The sequence below is a fragment of the Exiguobacterium sp. s11 genome (genome assembly GCF_018619015.1).
In the GTDB taxonomy this organism is placed as follows: Bacteria; Bacillota; Bacilli; order Exiguobacteriales; family Exiguobacteriaceae; genus Exiguobacterium_A; species Exiguobacterium_A indicum.
The window spans coordinates 1-16,564 of sequence record NZ_JACSNF010000001.1; the positions used below are offsets into that span (position 1 = coordinate 1).

Sequence of the window (16,564 nt, forward strand, 5' to 3'; positions counted from 1 at the left end):
TCCGATCCGCAAGTGAAAAGTATGACGTTATCATTGGCACTTGATCAGTTAGAAGACATTGAGATTCCTGAAAGAACGCATATTTTGATTACGAAACAGAGTGAAAACTAAAAAGCCGCTGATCCACAGCGGCTTCAGTTTATTTGGTTCACTCTTGTGCATAGACGATGTCTGCGATGGCGTGGACTTGCGTAAGTATTGACTCAGGATTATTGTAATGAATTAGGCGAGGCGACAGAAGCAGTCTTATGGCTGCCGTGGGCGATTTTTGAATATGAACGCAGTAATTAGAAGCTAGTAATCATAAATTTTACTGGAGGTTTATTTAATGAATTATCTTGATCATTTAGAACAGCATTGCGGAGAATTCACGGAAGCATTTCCAATTGAGGAACTTGAACAAAAGAACGTCCAAATCTTGAAATTCAAAGATGCACCATTTAAGGAAACCTATACGATTGCATCCCTTGGATTACTTTTTCATCCACTCCAAACGGAAGTTGATTCACTGATGCATCAAGAAATAATGATGTCAGCGGAACAACCAGACGTTCAGGACGAGATCATTTATTTACTCTGGCAATTGGCTGAGTACGCTATGAGAACAGGACATGCATTTAATGCAGCAGAGTATTATCCACTCCCTGAAGGAATATTTGAAAAGTATCAGTTCTCCTCTGTTTATGTTACAAGTCCTGTATACTTTGATGAATCCTTCTTTCTATTTGAAACAGATTCTAATGTTGGGAATGAGCCAGATACCGTATTGCCAGTCTGGTTCGTACCGATTTTTGAATCTGAGGAGAAATATATTGAAAAACACGGAGCCAATCGATTCGAAGATCTTTTGTTTGAGACAGATGAGTTAGTAGATTTTAACCGTAAACCACTCGTGTAAATGGTTATTGATAGCTATTTGAAAGATAGAACATCGATCATACACGATCTGATAGAAAATCTTAGGGGTTTAGAGAATAATGGAGGATCAAATGAAGACGCCTCGTATACCTGACATCATAGCGAAATTAGAATTGGTTTTAGAAAATAAGCTTTCTAGAGAAGAAGTGTCTGATTGGGCTTATAAATGGATGATGGTTTTAGAAAATAAAGAAGGATGGGAGACTGCAGATTACGATATTTTAGTTTTCCAAGGCTTAACTACAGTGTATGGCATGGACTTACTCAATAGCCCTACCGAATATCTGCACTGTGAGGAAGATATCCGTGATTGGGTGAAAGAACTCCAAAAAATCGAGAATAACGATCATCAGAAGCTTAGAAAGAAGTTTAACTAAAGTCTTGATATATCGCACAATGACAGTAAATCATCTAGTGGATGCTTGAACTCCTCAAGTGAATTAGAAGAATTTCCATAACTGTTTTAAAAACAGGAGGTATGAATGAATAAGAATCAAATCATGGATTCAGGATGGAATCGTCAAACCATATGGCAGGGATGTATACTCGCTTCAATCGCTCATGCTATCTTTGTCGCGAATAACCCGGATTTTGCTTATGAACATTCGTGGGATGGTGATCATTACAGTACGAATGATGGTCAAGGCTGTAGAGGAACAGTAACATTTGGACAGGATTTTTTTGTGGCGGGCTTTCGAAACGAAGAATTTTTTGAAGAGACTATAGAAGCGAATGACTTGCTAATCGAAGCTCCAGAAAAAGTACAAAAAATAGCTGTAGATGATACTTTTCAATATCTATTAGATGATATTGAAGGAGTCATTCTCCCGATCGTCACTACTGTCTTGTGGGGAGATGATCGGCAATCTTTTTCTAGTCATCAATACGAAGAAATGATGGATCGGGGATCAAGTCTATTAGAAATACAGGCGTCGGGTTACGAAGCTGGACTGGTATATTGGGAAGAGTACTACGAACTCACGGAACGACAGCTGGTGCTCCTAGAAACATTATATCACTTGAAAATAGAGAATCCATCTCAGGTTATTACCTTATCAAATGAGGACATTCAAGTGTTAGATACGATTGATATGGAAGGAATTGAGGAGAGTACAACTTCTTTTTATGAGATTGATATTCATTGGTCTAGCGATGTATCTAACTAATCTATTCACTTACGTAATCTAGTTATGATTGCAAAGAAGCACACATCGTAAAAGAGATGTGTGCTTCTATTTTATAGACCCGAATAATAAACTTTCTTCGTCCGATTGATTTTTTCTACTACATCCTCGAACTTGAAATAAGATTATTAAGAGCAATCAGAAGTCAAACGTATCTGGATCCGGTCCACTCCGAAGATTTTCATTCAATTGGTTTAATCGCTCCATATCATCTGGAAGGATTTCGAAATCAGTAATACGCAGATTTTCTTGCATTCGTGAAGGCGTCATGGACTTAGGAATCGTGATGATATCCTGCTGAATATCCCATCGTAGAATGATTTGAGCAGCTGATTTCTTGTATTGTGTAGCGAGCTCCTGAACGATCTCATTTTCTAGAAGTTCCGCATTCATAAGCGGTGACCAGGCTTCAATTTGAATCCCACGTTCGCTACAGAATTGACGTAACTCTGACTGAGTTAGCTTCGGATGAAGTTCGATTTGATTGACGACAGGTATGATGGATGCATGTTGCAGTAAGTCTTCGAGATGGTGGATTTGAAAATTACTCACACCAATCGAGCGGACCTTGTCCGTTTGAACCAATTCTTCAAGTGCTTTCCAAGGAGCTTGATACTTGGCTTTCCCTGGCCAATGGATCAAGTAGAGATCGAGGTACTCCAACTGCATTTTTTCTAAGGATTCTGCGTAAGCAGCAAGTGTTTCTTCATATGATCCATGTGCATTCCAGACTTTTGATGTCACGAATAGTTCTTCGCGTGTTACGAGTCCGTCTTCGATAGCTTTAGCAATGCCTCTGCCGACACTTTGTTCGTTACCATAGATGGCTGCAGTATCGATGCTGCGATAGCCTTCGCGAATCGCAGTCACGACCGCTTGCTCGAGATCCGCACCGTCCTCGACACGAAATACGCCATATCCGACTTGTGGCATGTCCACACCATTGTTTAACCGTACTGTAGAGATTTTCATATTCATCTAGCTCCTTTATCAAAATTACAGCAAAAAAATCATGCTGTCTGTGTGACATCATCATATCGGGAGCAATCAGAAATAAGAAGACGGCACTTTAAAGTTCCATAGTCACCAAAAAGTGACTTTTCCTAAATCACAGGGGCGAGGGAAGTAAAAAAAAATCAAACAGCAAACAGCCCTGCATTCGAAAATGCAGGGCTGTTTAGGGAAGTACGGAAACATTAACAGCTATTCTTCAAGTGTTCATTTTGGAGATGCTGCTCTCCCCAGTCACATAAGACATCCATGGTCGATTTTAACGATCGTCCATAGTCCGTTAACTCATATTCGACCTTAGGTGGAGCTTGGTGATAGATGACCCGTCGAATGACACCGTCCTGTTCTAATTCTCTTAATTGCTGGACCAGCATTTTTTGAGAGACATTCGGCATGAGACGTTTCAACTCACTCGTCCGGTACTTATCTTTAAACAAGTGGCACAAGATGACGACTTTCCATTTCCCGCCGATTACTTTTAAAGCAGCTTCGACAGGGATGCTAAATTTACTCAACACGATAACTCCTTCATCCATAAAATTAAAATACAAAGACTGATTCCTTCGTTAAAAGAATTACCAAAACGAAATATAGCATAAGTTGTACTTTATTCAAAAGAAGTGAACTCGTATGACTATATCAACTAGTACTGAGCATTACTCGTGTTGTAAAGCAGGACGTTAGCAAAATATCCGATGTAGTTTTTCTTAGACGTAGCTGTACGTTATTTTATTTTGTTGCCTCTGCTTCATACTTCTCTAAAAATTCATTAACAGAGACCTTCTCATTTACTTCACTCGTTGATTTACTCGAGGAAATGGTGTGAGATGATCCTTTCAAATTATCTGGACTTGATTGGATTTCGAGCACTAATGTATCACCTAAACCCGTTTCAAGCCCACTTCCGAAGCTAAAAGTTCGTGTTACATAAGCTTCAGCATAATTTCGTTGATTTTCGGAGTACACTTTTACGTTAGAAATTTTATAACTAAATGAATGTAGCTGTTGTTTATCCACTTTTGTACTAGATAGAAAAATTAATACAGCCTCGTCGCGTGAAGATAATCTCGATTGATTGGTGTGTGCTAACGGCGTATTGTTTAAAAAATCCGCTTTTTGTTGCTCCAGGATGTTCGTGAAAAAAGTGAAGGCTTGCTCCTTTGAAATGGTTCTTTCAGATTTTTCCTGTGAAATATTAGAAGTCGCTATTGCGTTACTTATCAAAAAACCAGAAGATAGAAGTACACCTAGAGAGAGTGATAATAAAATAGTTTTCTTCAATATCAAAACCTCTTTCTGTTTTGTGGATAATGCTACTATATAACAAAAAAAACCAAAAAAGGAAAGATTGAAATGATGGGTAAATCGAATTCTAAGAAAATGAACAGAAAGAAAATAGTCCTGATCTGTTTCGGAACGCTAGCCATCATCATACTACTTATGCCGATTCTATCACCGGTTCTGTTTACGGATGCTTCGCCGAGGGGTGCTCTAAGACACGAACTCTATAAAGAAGGCTATTTTTATCAAAGTTACTTCGCAATCATTACGGAACAAGATCCACAAGCGGAGCGTTACCATATGTTTTGGTATCATTGGAAAAGTGAAACAGGCGGAACTCCTTTTGTCTGTTATTCGAAGAAGGTGAGTGAAGAAAAGTACGCGGTCTCTTGTGGTACAGGTCCATGACCCTATTTTTCGGACAAGAATTTTAATAAGAAAAGTGAATATATCATGCGAAATAGGAGTGCAGGCTGGTGCGATGGAAGCGTACATAGTTCTGCACTCCTTTTGTGAAAAATTGAGATATAAAAGAAAAAATCATACCCCAAACATCATAAATGTAGACCAGACATAGAAAAATTCCAATAAAACTTAATAAAAGAAAGTATCGTAATTAATAGTTGTATAATAACTTCATGAAACAAACATATTAAAAGAATACATAATCGGAGGAGACGTCGATGGTGGTACCGTTTATTGGTCTTGGTGTCGGGATATTCTTGTTGACGTTAGGCATCTATTTTATCCGCTCAAAGCATGCGAAAAAGACACCGCTAGCGGAACACGGGGGTAGCGTCGACACGGTGGATTCATTCGTACTCAGTATCATTTTGTCAATTGGCGTCATCTTATTTTGTTCGTTGACCGTCAGACATTATGGTTATGTCTGTGTCTTAGGTGGACTGTTCATACTATACGTGGTCAGCGCGGCATGGTGAGACCTATAAAAATGTAGAAGGTAAGATAAAGGGAGCACAAATCATGATTCAATTAGTAAAACAAATCGACGATCGTGTGTATCACATCGTCTTTCACCAAGAGGGGCGCACTTTATTCTGCCGGGAAGGTGTTGCCCAAAAAGAGCAGGCAATCGATAGCGAGGATATGGTGGAAAGGAATGAAGAGTCTGCAACGAAGCGGATTGTTTTTAAAAATCCGTTCCTCGCGTATCGTCAGAAAAAAACGTGGCTTCGTGAAAAATTAGACTATGGTTACATCCGGTCACCTTTTGCTCTGTCTGAAGCGATGGATTTTCGAGCCGACCGACGCATCATAAAGTTGCGTATTTTAAGCGCTCTATTGATCTTGTTCAGTGGATTACTGACGCTGACTGATATCTTGCCAATCCCAGGATACATAACACTCGTCGTTCTGATGATTTTCTGGCCGATGCATCTCGAAGGGAAATCTGCACGTGCTCGCATGTATCGCTGGTCAGGAGCACTTTTCATGTTAGCCTTAGCGGGCTCATCGAAAAACTATTTATCACCGATCAATCTATCGATTAACGGAGCGGTCTGTCTCATCTCAGGATTCATTCTCCTGTTGTATGCGTCAGGACAATTACAGGAACTTGCGACGAAAGGAATCACATATCATGACGAATCAACAAACGAAGGTGAGTGAACTCAAGCGCGACAATGGTCAAGCGACCGACTACTGGGTCAGTTACCGGATGGGGCGCACGCTGTATCAGGTATCCGTGCAAGAACAAGCGGATGGTCAAACGGATGAAGGGGAGGTCGTCAAAGAACGTTTTCCGTTTTATTTCGGGATGGCGAAACGAATGCTTGAGTTAGCGGAAGCGAAAGAAGCCCTTGGGTTTCGACCGTTGACCGAAGAAGAGAAAGCAGCGCCCGTCATCGAGGAAGAGGAAGCGCAGCTCGATCCTGCATTCTTTAAGCCCGCTATTAGGTACGCCTGGTTGATGCTTGGTCTCGGCATTCTTCTTTTTCTCCTTCCTTCGCCAATCCTGAACGGACTTGCGTTCGGGCTTGGCTTATACGTCTGGTATGAGACGTTCGGACAGCCAGGAATGCCGCGCAGCTATCAAAGGTATTTCCACGGGATGCTCGCGGGATTGACGATCTTACAGGTGCTATCAGCGTTAGAGTTCGAGCGCGTCGCGCAACCGTACTATGCGACGATTTGTGTGATTTCCGCGGTCGTACTAGTGCTGCTCGTCGTTCGGCACCGCTTGAAAGAGACCGATCAAATCGGTCAGGAGGAAAGTATTCGGGTTAGGAAAATAAAGGACTATTCTGACGTGGATCTTTAAAAACCCCTTTGCTTAACTTTTAGAAGGCTAGAAGAGTCTGTATTGCTGTAAAATATAGGTATCACTCGCATTTTATCAGCCTATTGAAAAGGAGAGTAAATCATGGAGTTACAATGGAACGATAATACTATTCTTGAACTCATACTCATCATCTGGGTGATCGGTGCCATCGTCATCATCGTGAGTCAGGCGCGGAGTAAGAAAAGCTTGAAAGCTAGCTTGATTAGCGGAACGATCATCAATCTTCTTTATACGACGGGCATTTCATTACTGTGGTTTTACACGATTGCTGTCGATGGGATCAGTCAGGTGTTAGTCGTCTATTTCTTCGTCGGCATCTTTACAATCCTTGAGTTTCTGTTCGTGATCGTTTTGTTGATCGTAAAACGCAAAAAAACAACAATTTCTTGATTAGTAAGGTAAGGTTAGTTAACACTAAAAAATCTTTAGTTTACATAATAAAGTGGAAGAAGGCATGTGTCTTCTTCTACTTTTTTGTAATTATGCAATCGATTGCATTCGTATGCTTATGTAACACCTAATAAGAGGAATTATATTTCTTGCAAAAAACTAGTTTTTATTTCACACGATTTATGCAAGAATAGAAAACAACAAACTGCGAGAATTTTTAGAAAAGTGAATGACTAGCTATTCATCCTGTTGAGTAGGAAAGAAAAGTCATCAATTTTCGAATTCTAAATAACTTATTTTTTGTAAGCCTGGAGGGGAACGTATGAAAGTGTTGAAGATGTGGAACCAAATCAGTTTAGTGAAACAAATCGCGATTGGCTTGATCGTAGGGATTATCTTAGCCATCACGATTCCTGAAGCGGCGAAATCCTTGACCATTTTTGGGACTTTATTTATTTCCTCCCTGAAGGCAGTCGCGCCGATCTTGGTCTTTTTCTTAGTTATGGCATCAATCGTGCAGCATAAAAAAGGACAGCAGACGAATATGAAATCAATCATTTTCTTGTATCTGCTCGGGACGTTCCTAGCGGGAGCCATTGCGGTCATCGTCAGTTTCGTTTTCCCAGTAAACATTCGATTGACGGAAGGTGCGGAACAATTGGCTGCTCCGGGTAACACGGTTGAAGTTCTTCAGAAACTTGTCTTGAATATGGTTGATAATCCAGTTAATGCGCTCATCCAAGCGAACTACATTGGCATTCTGACTTGGGCGATCGTGTTAGGAATCGCTTTAAAAAATGCGTCCGATACGACGAAGACATTTATCTCGAATTTTTCTGACGCCATTGCGAAAATGGTCGGATGGGTCATCAAACTTGCTCCTCTTGGTATCATGGGAATCGTCATTGGCTCTGTTACGGAAAACGGTCTTTCTTCATTGCTCGATTACGGGAATTTATTATTGGTATTGATTGGCACGATGCTTGTCGTAGCACTCATTGTTAATCCTCTCATCGTGTTCATCAACGTTCGTCAGAATCCATATCCACTCGTCTTCAAATGTATCCGGGAGAGTGGGATTACCGCTTTCTTCACACGAAGCTCAGCTGCAAACATTCCAGTCAACATGGAATTATGTAAGAAACTTGACCTCGATAAAGAGACGTACGGGATCTCGATTCCGCTCGGTGCCACGATCAATATGGCGGGAGCGGCCATCACGATTTCCGTCTTAACGTTAGCAGCGGTTCATACGCTCGGTATCCCAGTCGACCTTCCGACAGCCATCATCTTAAGTGTTCTAGCTGCCGTTTGTGCATGTGGCGCATCCGGTGTCGCTGGCGGTTCGCTCCTTTTGATTCCGCTCGCATGTAGCTTATTCGGGATTCCGAATGATATCGCGATGCAAGTCGTAGCAGCGGGTGTTCTCGTCAGTGTGTTACAAGATTCGTTTGAGACAGCACTCAACTCGTCGACAGATGTCTTGTTCACTGCGACAGCTGAATATCGAAAACGGTTGAAAGAAGGCGAACACCTCTCGATTAATCGTCAATCGATGAATGAGGAAGTAGCAGAAAAAGTCGTTAACGGCTGATTAGATTCACTATTATCTTAATAAGAAAAGGCATCCCAGTTGAGGATGCCTTTTCTTATAGACAACCCTCGTTTCGTGATTGAAATAAGGGGTTTCTACAAGCTATAATCCATTTAACCTTCTCCTAAAGCAACGTATTTTTTTAATTTCCCTTTAAAACTCACCAAAAGAATTTCATTCCTTTCTTTCGTAGAGTATATGACGGTACCCTTTGAGAGCTTCGTAGCAGTTCCATTATCAAAATCGTATTGATCAGAACTCATTTTCTTGATTTCTCCGACTTTTTTACTCTTGGTGACTTCTGTTTCCTCTGCCCATTTTACATCTGATTTGTAGATCGTATCATTTAGTTGAAAAATGTCAGCAGTAGAATCTTCTCCTAATACGTCTAGTGCTGTCGGTTTTTCACTTGTATGTTGCATTTTCACTTCATTACTACAAGCAACTAACGGCCATACAGTTATAATTGAGAGAGCGCATAACAAAACGATTCTTTTCATGACATAACCTCTTTCCCGTTTTTGTATGTTACTCCATGTCGACCATTTAACAACGGACTATCGGCAAAACAGGTCACAGGTTTCTGTTGTTCCATTCGTTTTAAATCCTGTCCGATGTATGCCCATCTGCTCACGAAACAGTCGAAGTGGGGCACACCCGTGACACGTGCGTTTCAGGAAATCGTCCTCGACCAATTCATGAAGTCAAAGTGAATCGAGTATCTCGACCCAAACTTGATAATAGATCTCTTGATCGAGGTGAACCGTTGCCGAACGTACGCGATAGTCTGGATTTTCCGCTAGATAAAAAGCAAGAATCGATGCGACTTTAAAGTCAAGGGTGCAATAACCGGTGATTGACCGACCATGGATCTCGTTCGTGATCGACTCCGCCCAGACTTCTGCTTCACAAAGCGTCTCGAACTGAAGCATCTCTTCCTTCCAACGAATCGACATCTTTATGTCCTCCTCTACTGTAGTTAATGTTATTATATGGAAGAAATAGTATGTTGTTCAAGGGGGGAACGTCAGACATGAGTCGTTTTGGAATGCATCGGGAAGAAATCAATCCGCCGCTCGGTGCTGCCTTCATCGGTTATCACCGAGAAGTCGGTATTGCAAGCATACACGATCCGCTATATGTCACAGCGAGTATCTTTGAAAGCGAGCAGACGACATCGGTCTTCGTCAGCATCGATAACATCGGCATGCTCGTCGCCGATACGGATGTCATCCGTGAAGGAATCGCGGGTCAGCTAGACGTGTCGAAGGAACAGATCACAGTCGTTTACACGCATACGCATTCGGGACCAGCGACAGCAGGAAACGAACCGTTGACCGTCGCCTATAAAACGATCTTGACGCAACAAGCGATCGTATCTGCCGTCAAAGCAAGCGAAGTGATGCAGTTGGTCGAGATTGGTTGGGGTGTGACGACCGGAAAACTCGGCGTCAACCGACGGGAGAAAATAAATGGACAAGCGGTGATGGGAACAGATCCGTCTGGGGTGGCGGATGACCGAATTGGAACATTGTTAATTCGTCGGACCGGTGATGCGGGTCTCGTCGGAGCGTTTGTCTTTTGTACGGCGCATCCGAACGTCTTGAAATCAGACAGTGTCGTCTTATCCGGTGATTATCCGGGAGTCACTTGAACGATACTCGAACATGCACTCGGCTGCCCGGTCGTGATTGTTCAAGGCGCGACGGGGAACATCAATGCGAAATATCGTGGTGACATAGAGAGTCTTCAAAAAATGGCATTTACTTTAAGTGGTCATGTCTTGACGACGATTCCAGACGTGTCGTTTCAACCGTTAACGCACCACCGGATTCAGTCATGCATTCATCCGATGCGCTTAACAGAAGTACCGGCTATGAACGTATTACGAGACATGGCGGATTACGCTGAACAGACATGGGGCGTCAGTGCAGCACGCTGGTTGGCATACGTTCAGGAACGATCGGGAGCAACACTCACCATCCCGCTCGAAGTTCAATTGTTTGAACTAAACGAAGGGTCGTTCTCAGGCATTCCGATGGAGCCGTTCTGTGAGACAGCGCTACAGATAAAGCAAATCCGTCAAACGGAACTCGCTTTTTTCGGGGGCTATACGAACGGTTACATCGGTTATTTGCCAACTGCGGAAGAACATCCGTATGGGGGTTACGAAGTGGCAATCAATCCCGTCGTCTACGGTCCAGTGACAGGGCTTTGGATGCCACCTGTACCGGGAACGGCGAACGACATCGTGAGTCACATTCGTCAACTCTATGAAACGAACAACAACCCGGCTTCTCTCCTTTGAGAGGCCGGGTTGTTGTGATTACGACTTGATTTTTTTGATGATCCAGAATAAAGCGAAAACAAATCCGCATGTTAGGAAGATAAATAAAAAGAGCAGAATGAGTAAGTTAGACATTTGTAGCATCGGAGACCTCCATGAATAGGTACAGCTAGATTTTCGAACTTTTCGAATAGTAATAGAGTAACATAGTAATTAACAAAATATAGGTAAATAGGTTGTTGTTTTAGATATTTCCTAATTTATTTACTTATTATATAAAAATAAGTTATTTTATTACATTTAGAAAAAGAGGGAATAACATGATCATCAAAAGACTTATTCTTAGTTTTGTCATCACTTATTTATTCCTCAGTTTGCTTTTATCCTTTAGCATCGGATATACGATCGATTGGATTCCCGAAGCAACTTTGACTCAAAAGATAAAAGGGTACGTCATTGAAGGGTTCACTCGTTTTAAAATTATAAAGCTTTTGATTGCTAAAGGTGGAGGTACTCGGTACAGCCTACTCTTCTTAAAACAAAGGGCATCGAGTTTATCAAAGCGTTGATTTCCTTTATTTTGAAACTTTTCTTTGCTTGATTCGTTTATTAGAATGAGGACGAGTCAACGTATTGGGGGAAATAAAAATGAAAAAGACAGTTGGTGCAATCATTTTAGCGAGCGGCATGTTGATACTCAGTGGTTGCGGAACAGCAGCAACACAAACCGATGTATTTGAACAACAAGGTACATATCTTGGCGATAACAGTAACGTGCGCGACATCGTTCAACAGTTACCACATGGCGATCAGTTAAAGAAAATGGAACTTGCGACGAAAGAAAAGCCGTATCAACTAACGTTACGTTATGCTGGATACGAAGAAGGACAGGTCGAACAAAAAAGTAATCGCACGGCAATCTATAATGCGACGGCACTGTTCACACTGATTCCGAATGTCGACCAAGTCAACATGATGATCGAAGATGCTTCGTATCACTTCACGAAACAACAGCTTCGCGATTGGTATGGAAAGGACTTTACAGCGTACGATAATGAAAAAGCCTTAAAGGCATTCACGAAGCCTTTTATTGAGGATGAACGGAAAGTAAAAGAAATACTAAATTGAAATGAAAAGTGGAAGTAGATGAATTGTTCATCACTTCCACTTTTTTGATATTGATTATTTTCCCGGCTTCGTCTTGTAGAAGCTGTAGAAGACGCTGATCAAGATGACGATGACGATCGTACCGAGCGACATCCAGATTGGCATTTTGTAGACGTCACTGAAAATCATCTTCGCTCCGATGAAGACGAGCATGAAGCTTAAACCGTGTTTCAAGTAGTAGAAACGATCAATCAAGTTCGCGAGGACGAAGTAGAGACTACGAAGTCCAAGGATCGCCATGATGTTCGCATAGAAGATGATGAACGGATCACGCGAGTATGCGAAGCTTGCAGCGACTGAGTCGACGGCGAAGACGATATCCGATACTTCGATGAAGAGCAGTGTGATCAAGAGAGGCGTGAAGAACAACTTCCCATCAATTCGTTTTGCGAACTTACCAGACGAGATGTCTTGTGTGATCGGTAAACGTTTCTCTAACCAACGAATCGTTTTGTTGTCTTCGAGCGACGTCTCTTGACCGATGTTCTTGTACATCATCCAGCCTGTATAGACGAGGAACGCTCCGAAGATGTAGTACACCCAAGCGAAGTTCTCAAGCAGCGAGACACCAGCGACGATGAAGATGACGCGGAAGAAGATTGCACCGAGAATACCCCAGAACAAGACTTTGTGCTGGTACTTCAATGGAATCGCGAAGTACGCGAAGACGAGTGAGAAGACGAAGACGTTATCAATCGCGAGAGCCTTCTCAATGAAGTACACGCTCGTATATTCGACAGCAGCGGCGCTACCTTGATCAATATAGAGCCAGCCTCCGAAGGCGACAGCGATCGCGATCCAGACGAACGTCCATGTCCAAGCCTCCCGAAGCGAAACTTCATGTGCCTTGCGATGAAAGACTCCAAGGTCAAGGGCGAGCATGATGAAAACGATGGCTAGAAAAGCAATGAGTAGTGTCAACAGCGCTTCCTCCTTTAAAGTGATTTGTTTTCTTTAATTTATTATAAGTTCATGAGAACTCAAAAGTAAAGAGGTAAGCGTGCTCTTTTTTGAAATTGTGAACAAAATCCGCCAAAGGCACTGCTCATGCGAACAGTGCCTTTGGCGGATTATGTGAGAGCTAGAGAATAAGGTACGGCATACAGAGCGAGCGTATCGACGATTGTAGTCGAGCTCATCGTACAATCATGCGATCGTTAAACATGAAAATCTTCTTTTACTGCTGTTCGAGACGACGTGAGACACCAGTCAAGATGACGGCAAGAATGACCATGATAGCGCCGACCCATGGCGTGTGGACGAGTCCAATCGTATCGGTGACGAGACCACCAATCGTTGCTCCGAGTGCGATCCCGATATTGAAGGCTGCGATATTCAAGGCAGACGCAACATCGACTGCTGCTGGGACATATTTTTCAGCCAACTGAACGATATAGAGCTGGAGTCCAGGGACGTTCATGAACGCAAGGAGTCCCATTAAGATGATACCGATGATACCGGCGACCTTGAACGGAATCATGAACGAGAGAGCGATCATGACGATAGCGTGAATGATGAACATATAGAACAAAGCTTTAATCGGATTACCATTCGCGAGTTTTCCACCGACGGTGTTCCCGATCGCAACCGCGATTCCGTAGACGAGCAGAATGATACTGATTAAGCTCGGACTGATTTTCGTGACGTCCTGCATGATCGGCGTTAAATAAGTAAACGCGACGAACGTCCCACCGTAACCGAAGGCAGTGATCAAGAAGCCCAGCATCAATCGTCCGTTCGTCAACAGTTTGAACATGTCGGAGAACTTAGCAGGTGGTGATTGTTTCAAGTCTTTTGGAATCAAGAAGAAGCTTGCGATGATCGCGATGATTCCGAGTGCGGCAACCGCGAAGAACGTCGCGCGCCAACCGAATGATTGACCGATGAATGTCCCGAGTGGCACACCTGTAACCGTTGCGACTGTCAGACCTGTGAACATTAAGGCGATGGCACTCGCTTTTTTATGCTCCGGTACGAGCTGGACAGCAATCGTCGCACCGATTGAGAAGAAGACACCGTGCGAAAAGGCAGTGATGAAACGGGCGACGATCAACAATTCAAACGTCGGTGAAATCGCTGAGACGAGGTTACCAGCGATGAAGACGACCATTAATGCCATCAGTAACGTTTTCCGATTCATTCGGTTCGTTAGTGCTGTCAAGATCGGAGCACCGACGGCGACACCGATTGCGTAACCAGAGATGATGAGACCAGCGAGTGTGATGCCGATATTTAAGTCACCAGCGATCGCTGCGAGCAGTCCGACGGGAACGAATTCCGTCGTACCGATCCCAAAGGCGCTGATTGCTAGAGCGAGCAGGGCAAGTCCACCGTTTCTTGGGACCTGTTCCTCCTGGATCCGTGAGTTTAATTGATTCATGGGGATTCCTCCTAAAAATGATTTCAGTAGGGATCGTGTTCAGTGGGCCCGACCGAACATGATCCGATTGACATAACCCCAGCATAACGGGGGTTGTTCCTTTCGGGAAGTACGTACTTTAAAGTGCGATAGGCACTAAAAAGTACCCTACTCCTTCATTTAGATACAAGGTCTAAAAGGAGGTTGTACTTTCCGTTGACAATTGCTATCATATAGCCAGCTAATCTGCTTGGGAAGTACGCACTTTCAAGTACGATAGGCACTAAAAAGTACCTATGCCCTTAACAGAATCACGAAAGGATGGAACATATATGCCATACAATATCCCGGTAGAAGCAACACTTGAAGTCATCGGTGGAAAGTGGAAGGTCGTCATCATGTGTCATTTGATCAAAGGCGAGCGTCGGACGAGTGAGCTCCGCAAGCTAATGCCGACGATCACTCAAAAAATGCTGACGCAACAATTGCGCGAGTTAGAAGAAGACGGCGTCATCATCCGGACGGTCTTTGAACAAGTCCCACCGAAAGTCGTCTACTCGTTATCCGAGTACGGCTGGTCGCTGAAGCCGATTCTTGACGCGATGTGCGCGTGGGGAGAAGGACATATTGATTTGACGGGTGGAGAAGTCGTCTCGTCATGACGAACAAAAGTGAGTCTCGCTCGAGGCTCACTTTTTTTGAATACATATGTAATGCGGGGAAAAAGATGGAGCAATCAATTGTTCAGTTCGATTCGATTACAGTCAGTTTCGAGAATAAAGCCGGCAGACGACAGTCAATTGATGAGTTTGCACAAGGATTCGAGCACGGCATTTTGTTTTTCGGTCATCCGCCGGAAACCAATGATATCAAAGTCGTCCTTGATCTGAAGACAAACTTTGGTGAACGGACGTTTCGATTTAACTTTTGCCGGATGGACCGGGCAATCGGTCATTATCTAATCGATGGGTTGGTCTGGAAATGGGTCATCTTGTGGGAATGGTATTACCAGTAGAGTTATCAAACGGGTGAGTCCTACCATATCAATCGTCCAAAGGAAGGAATTCGTGATTTTTATCGACAAATCGATGTACAAAATGAGACCTGTTCGAATGATTATTTAGAGTCAGGCATTCACGAGGAGGACGTATCGTGTACGGATAGTTATACAAATTTTGAGAACCTAGATTGGGTCACCGAAGGAGATCCGATTAATACATTAGAACGGATGCGGAACCAAGGTGTCTTTTTCGAGTATTATTTTAAAACCTGGATTGATTTAGAGCATTCATTGCCCGCGATTCGACGCGTCATGGATGAATTGTATGCACTATACTTGAATAATGCTTAATCAAATAAACACCGCTCCCTCTGTCATTGACAGAAGGAGCGGTGTTTTGGTTAGAACGCTTTACGTAGACCTTTTAAAATCGTCTGTTGCAGAGGACCAAAGTCCCCTGGAACCGTCCGTTCCATGAACAGGTACGGTTTTCCATCGACGATGAATTTTCGATCTCCAAGATACTCGAAGTGGCGACCGTCATCCTTTAATCTTCGCTTAACAGCTTGAATATGGTCTTCATAATGGATGAACCGCTCGTTAAACGTCATGACGATATTTCCTTTTTTGAATCCGAGTAAGAAGACATAGTAAAACCAATAGCCAACGAGACAAATACCAACGGCCAATAACAAATCATACATGTGTGTCGAGCTCCTTTCGTGTATACAGATTTTTACGAAACAATCTGTAAAAAGATTCAATCAATTTCAATTAAAAGTAAAAAAGTATTCATCCGAAGATGAATACTCGTTATTTTTGAGCGATATATCTCTTTTGATCGAAATCATATTTAAATTCAACGATCATCCAATCATCACCCGTTGGATTTCGATACGAGTAAAAGAGTGATGTCTGTTTTTCTGGATATTCGACTGTATTGTCATTATAGGCTTTTCCCATCTTAGAGTAATCTTCTGTGCGGTGAGCCGTCATGACACCGAGCCCTTTACCCGAAAGAATATGATCGAATTCAGCTATCGTCATGCCTGGTTTAAATTTCTTTCCTGG

22 protein-coding genes and 1 pseudogene are annotated in these 16,564 nt (G+C 42.8%); 14 read left to right on the forward strand and 9 right to left on the reverse strand.

Annotation, left to right across the window (positions count from 1 at the left end; genetic code table 11):
• Positions 1 to 328 precede the first annotated feature (328 nt).
• The 3 genes from KNQ12_RS00005 (at position 329) to KNQ12_RS00015 (ending at position 2,084) form a co-directional block, all read left to right on the forward strand.
• Positions 329 to 898 carry a suppressor of fused domain protein gene (locus KNQ12_RS00005; RefSeq protein ID WP_214745469.1) on the forward strand — a complete coding sequence of 190 codons (570 nt, stop codon included), beginning with the start codon at positions 329 to 331 and terminating at the stop codon, positions 896 to 898.
• 79 nt (positions 899 to 977) lie between these two features.
• On the forward strand, positions 978 to 1,295 hold the full coding sequence (locus KNQ12_RS00010) for a hypothetical protein (RefSeq protein ID WP_214745472.1): 318 nt from the start codon (positions 978 to 980) through the stop codon (positions 1,293 to 1,295).
• Between the two features lie 105 nt (positions 1,296 to 1,400).
• Positions 1,401 to 2,084, forward strand: coding sequence for a hypothetical protein (locus tag KNQ12_RS00015; RefSeq protein ID WP_214745475.1), 684 nt, complete (start codon positions 1,401 to 1,403; stop codon positions 2,082 to 2,084).
• A gap of 156 nt (positions 2,085 to 2,240) precedes the next feature.
• On the opposite strand, the gene KNQ12_RS00020 is transcribed toward KNQ12_RS00015, so the two are convergent.
• The 3 genes from KNQ12_RS00020 to KNQ12_RS00030 all read right to left on the reverse strand — a co-directional run bounded on the left by KNQ12_RS00020 (position 2,241) and on the right by KNQ12_RS00030 (position 4,394).
• Positions 2,241 to 3,074: an aldo/keto reductase gene (locus tag KNQ12_RS00020; protein ID WP_285222516.1), complete on the reverse strand. Its 834-nt coding sequence runs from the start codon at positions 3,072 to 3,074 to the stop codon at positions 2,241 to 2,243.
• 224 nt (positions 3,075 to 3,298) lie between these two features.
• Positions 3,299 to 3,628, reverse strand: coding sequence for a winged helix-turn-helix transcriptional regulator (locus tag KNQ12_RS00025; RefSeq protein WP_035397757.1), 330 nt, complete (start codon positions 3,626 to 3,628; stop codon positions 3,299 to 3,301).
• Positions 3,629 to 3,842: 214 nt separating this feature from the next.
• Positions 3,843 to 4,394: a hypothetical protein gene (locus KNQ12_RS00030; protein ID WP_214745481.1), complete on the reverse strand. Its 552-nt coding sequence runs from the start codon at positions 4,392 to 4,394 to the stop codon at positions 3,843 to 3,845.
• A 99-nt stretch (positions 4,395 to 4,493) separates the two neighbouring features.
• Between KNQ12_RS00030 and KNQ12_RS00035 the strand changes: the two genes are divergently transcribed.
• The 6 genes from KNQ12_RS00035 (at position 4,494) to sstT (ending at position 8,680) form a co-directional block, all read left to right on the forward strand.
• Positions 4,494 to 4,802, forward strand: coding sequence for a hypothetical protein (locus tag KNQ12_RS00035; RefSeq protein WP_055969459.1), 309 nt, complete (start codon positions 4,494 to 4,496; stop codon positions 4,800 to 4,802).
• A 275-nt stretch (positions 4,803 to 5,077) separates the two neighbouring features.
• Entirely contained in the window at positions 5,078 to 5,335 is a 258-nt protein-coding gene (locus KNQ12_RS00040) for a hypothetical protein (protein ID WP_214745484.1), read from the forward strand.
• A gap of 43 nt (positions 5,336 to 5,378) precedes the next feature.
• Complete coding sequence (locus KNQ12_RS00045) at positions 5,379 to 6,023, forward strand: hypothetical protein (RefSeq protein WP_214745487.1); 645 nt, start codon at positions 5,379 to 5,381, stop codon at positions 6,021 to 6,023.
• A complete protein-coding gene (locus KNQ12_RS00050) occupies positions 5,995 to 6,675 on the forward strand; it encodes a hypothetical protein (RefSeq protein ID WP_214745490.1) in 681 nt (226 codons plus the stop codon). The genes KNQ12_RS00045 and KNQ12_RS00050 overlap by 29 nt, the downstream gene beginning before the upstream one ends.
• Positions 6,676 to 6,777: 102 nt before the next feature.
• Positions 6,778 to 7,086, forward strand: coding sequence for a hypothetical protein (locus tag KNQ12_RS00055; protein WP_214745493.1), 309 nt, complete (start codon positions 6,778 to 6,780; stop codon positions 7,084 to 7,086).
• A gap of 322 nt (positions 7,087 to 7,408) precedes the next feature.
• Positions 7,409 to 8,680 (forward strand): serine/threonine transporter SstT, encoded by a 1,272-nt coding sequence (gene sstT, locus KNQ12_RS00060; protein WP_214745496.1) that lies wholly within the window; start codon positions 7,409 to 7,411, stop codon positions 8,678 to 8,680.
• Positions 8,681 to 8,793: 113 nt separating this feature from the next.
• On the opposite strand, the gene KNQ12_RS00065 is transcribed toward sstT, so the two are convergent.
• Positions 8,794 to 9,180, reverse strand: coding sequence for a hypothetical protein (locus KNQ12_RS00065; RefSeq protein ID WP_214745499.1), 387 nt, complete (start codon positions 9,178 to 9,180; stop codon positions 8,794 to 8,796).
• Positions 9,181 to 9,201: 21 nt separating this feature from the next.
• Here KNQ12_RS00065 and KNQ12_RS00070 point away from each other — a divergent pair, with 21 nt between their 5' ends.
• Entirely contained in the window at positions 9,202 to 9,393 is a 192-nt protein-coding gene (locus tag KNQ12_RS00070; RefSeq protein ID WP_214775373.1) for a hypothetical protein, read from the forward strand.
• Here the strand turns inward: KNQ12_RS00070 and KNQ12_RS00075 are convergent.
• Positions 9,385 to 9,636, reverse strand: a complete 252-nt coding sequence (locus tag KNQ12_RS00075) for a hypothetical protein (RefSeq protein ID WP_214745502.1) — start codon at positions 9,634 to 9,636, stop codon at positions 9,385 to 9,387. The genes KNQ12_RS00070 and KNQ12_RS00075 overlap by 9 nt on opposite strands.
• Positions 9,637 to 9,713: 77 nt before the next feature.
• Between KNQ12_RS00075 and KNQ12_RS00080 the strand changes: the two are divergent.
• A pseudogene (locus KNQ12_RS00080) lies at positions 9,714 to 10,988 on the forward strand (neutral/alkaline non-lysosomal ceramidase N-terminal domain-containing protein).
• A 627-nt stretch (positions 10,989 to 11,615) separates the two neighbouring features.
• Positions 11,616 to 12,095 carry a DUF4825 domain-containing protein gene (locus KNQ12_RS00085; RefSeq protein ID WP_214745505.1) on the forward strand — a complete coding sequence of 160 codons (480 nt, stop codon included), beginning with the start codon at positions 11,616 to 11,618 and terminating at the stop codon, positions 12,093 to 12,095.
• Positions 12,096 to 12,149: 54 nt separating this feature from the next.
• Here KNQ12_RS00085 and KNQ12_RS00090 read toward each other — a convergent pair whose 3' ends face one another.
• Positions 12,150 to 13,055: a TerC family protein gene (locus tag KNQ12_RS00090; protein WP_214745508.1), complete on the reverse strand. Its 906-nt coding sequence runs from the start codon at positions 13,053 to 13,055 to the stop codon at positions 12,150 to 12,152.
• Positions 13,056 to 13,311: 256 nt separating this feature from the next.
• On the reverse strand, positions 13,312 to 14,514 hold the full coding sequence (locus tag KNQ12_RS00095; protein ID WP_214745511.1) for an MFS transporter: 1,203 nt from the start codon (positions 14,512 to 14,514) through the stop codon (positions 13,312 to 13,314).
• A 311-nt stretch (positions 14,515 to 14,825) separates the two neighbouring features.
• On the opposite strand from KNQ12_RS00095, the gene KNQ12_RS00100 reads away from it, so the two are divergent.
• Together KNQ12_RS00100 and KNQ12_RS00105 are read left to right on the forward strand one after the other, a co-directional pair.
• Positions 14,826 to 15,155 (forward strand): winged helix-turn-helix transcriptional regulator, encoded by a 330-nt coding sequence (locus KNQ12_RS00100; protein ID WP_023468096.1) that lies wholly within the window; start codon positions 14,826 to 14,828, stop codon positions 15,153 to 15,155.
• A gap of 65 nt (positions 15,156 to 15,220) precedes the next feature.
• Positions 15,221 to 15,508 (forward strand): hypothetical protein, encoded by a 288-nt coding sequence (locus tag KNQ12_RS00105; protein ID WP_214745514.1) that lies wholly within the window; start codon positions 15,221 to 15,223, stop codon positions 15,506 to 15,508.
• Between the two features lie 386 nt (positions 15,509 to 15,894).
• Here the strand turns inward: KNQ12_RS00105 and KNQ12_RS00110 are convergent, their stop codons facing one another.
• Positions 15,895 to 16,197, reverse strand: coding sequence for a hypothetical protein (locus KNQ12_RS00110; RefSeq protein ID WP_214745517.1), 303 nt, complete (start codon positions 16,195 to 16,197; stop codon positions 15,895 to 15,897).
• 109 nt (positions 16,198 to 16,306) lie between these two features.
• The gene (locus KNQ12_RS00115) at positions 16,307 to 16,540 is read right to left on the reverse strand and encodes a hypothetical protein (RefSeq protein WP_214775375.1); all 234 of its coding nucleotides are present in this window, start codon (positions 16,538 to 16,540) and stop codon (positions 16,307 to 16,309) included.
• Between the last annotated feature and the right edge of the window lie 24 nt (positions 16,541 to 16,564).

Excerpts from the sequence above, each read along its gene's own strand:
- KNQ12_RS00005 (WP_214745469.1), top strand. The coding sequence starts at position 329 with ATGAATTATCTTGATCATTTAGAACAGCATTGCGGAGAATTCACGGAA.
- KNQ12_RS00010 (WP_214745472.1), top strand. The coding sequence starts at position 978 with ATGGAGGATCAAATGAAGACGCCTCGTATACCTGACATCATAGCGAAA.
- KNQ12_RS00015 (WP_214745475.1), top strand. The coding sequence starts at position 1,401 with ATGAATAAGAATCAAATCATGGATTCAGGATGGAATCGTCAAACCATA.
- KNQ12_RS00020 (WP_285222516.1), bottom strand. The coding sequence starts at position 3,074 with ATGAAAATCTCTACAGTACGGTTAAACAATGGTGTGGACATGCCACAA.
- KNQ12_RS00035 (WP_055969459.1), top strand. The coding sequence starts at position 4,494 with ATGAACAGAAAGAAAATAGTCCTGATCTGTTTCGGAACGCTAGCCATC.
- KNQ12_RS00040 (WP_214745484.1), top strand. The coding sequence starts at position 5,078 with ATGGTGGTACCGTTTATTGGTCTTGGTGTCGGGATATTCTTGTTGACG.
- KNQ12_RS00045 (WP_214745487.1), top strand. The coding sequence starts at position 5,379 with ATGATTCAATTAGTAAAACAAATCGACGATCGTGTGTATCACATCGTC.
- KNQ12_RS00050 (WP_214745490.1), top strand. The coding sequence starts at position 5,995 with ATGACGAATCAACAAACGAAGGTGAGTGAACTCAAGCGCGACAATGGT.
- KNQ12_RS00055 (WP_214745493.1), top strand. The coding sequence starts at position 6,778 with ATGGAGTTACAATGGAACGATAATACTATTCTTGAACTCATACTCATC.
- sstT (WP_214745496.1), top strand. The coding sequence starts at position 7,409 with ATGAAAGTGTTGAAGATGTGGAACCAAATCAGTTTAGTGAAACAAATC.
- KNQ12_RS00065 (WP_214745499.1), bottom strand. The coding sequence starts at position 9,180 with ATGAAAAGAATCGTTTTGTTATGCGCTCTCTCAATTATAACTGTATGG.
- KNQ12_RS00075 (WP_214745502.1), bottom strand. The coding sequence starts at position 9,636 with ATGTCGATTCGTTGGAAGGAAGAGATGCTTCAGTTCGAGACGCTTTGT.
- KNQ12_RS00085 (WP_214745505.1), top strand. The coding sequence starts at position 11,616 with ATGAAAAAGACAGTTGGTGCAATCATTTTAGCGAGCGGCATGTTGATA.
- KNQ12_RS00095 (WP_214745511.1), bottom strand. The coding sequence starts at position 14,514 with ATGAATCAATTAAACTCACGGATCCAGGAGGAACAGGTCCCAAGAAAC.
- KNQ12_RS00100 (WP_023468096.1), top strand. The coding sequence starts at position 14,826 with ATGCCATACAATATCCCGGTAGAAGCAACACTTGAAGTCATCGGTGGA.
- KNQ12_RS00105 (WP_214745514.1), top strand. The coding sequence starts at position 15,221 with ATGGAGCAATCAATTGTTCAGTTCGATTCGATTACAGTCAGTTTCGAG.
- KNQ12_RS00110 (WP_214745517.1), bottom strand. The coding sequence starts at position 16,197 with ATGTATGATTTGTTATTGGCCGTTGGTATTTGTCTCGTTGGCTATTGG.
- KNQ12_RS00115 (WP_214775375.1), bottom strand. The coding sequence starts at position 16,540 with ATGACGATAGCTGAATTCGATCATATTCTTTCGGGTAAAGGGCTCGGT.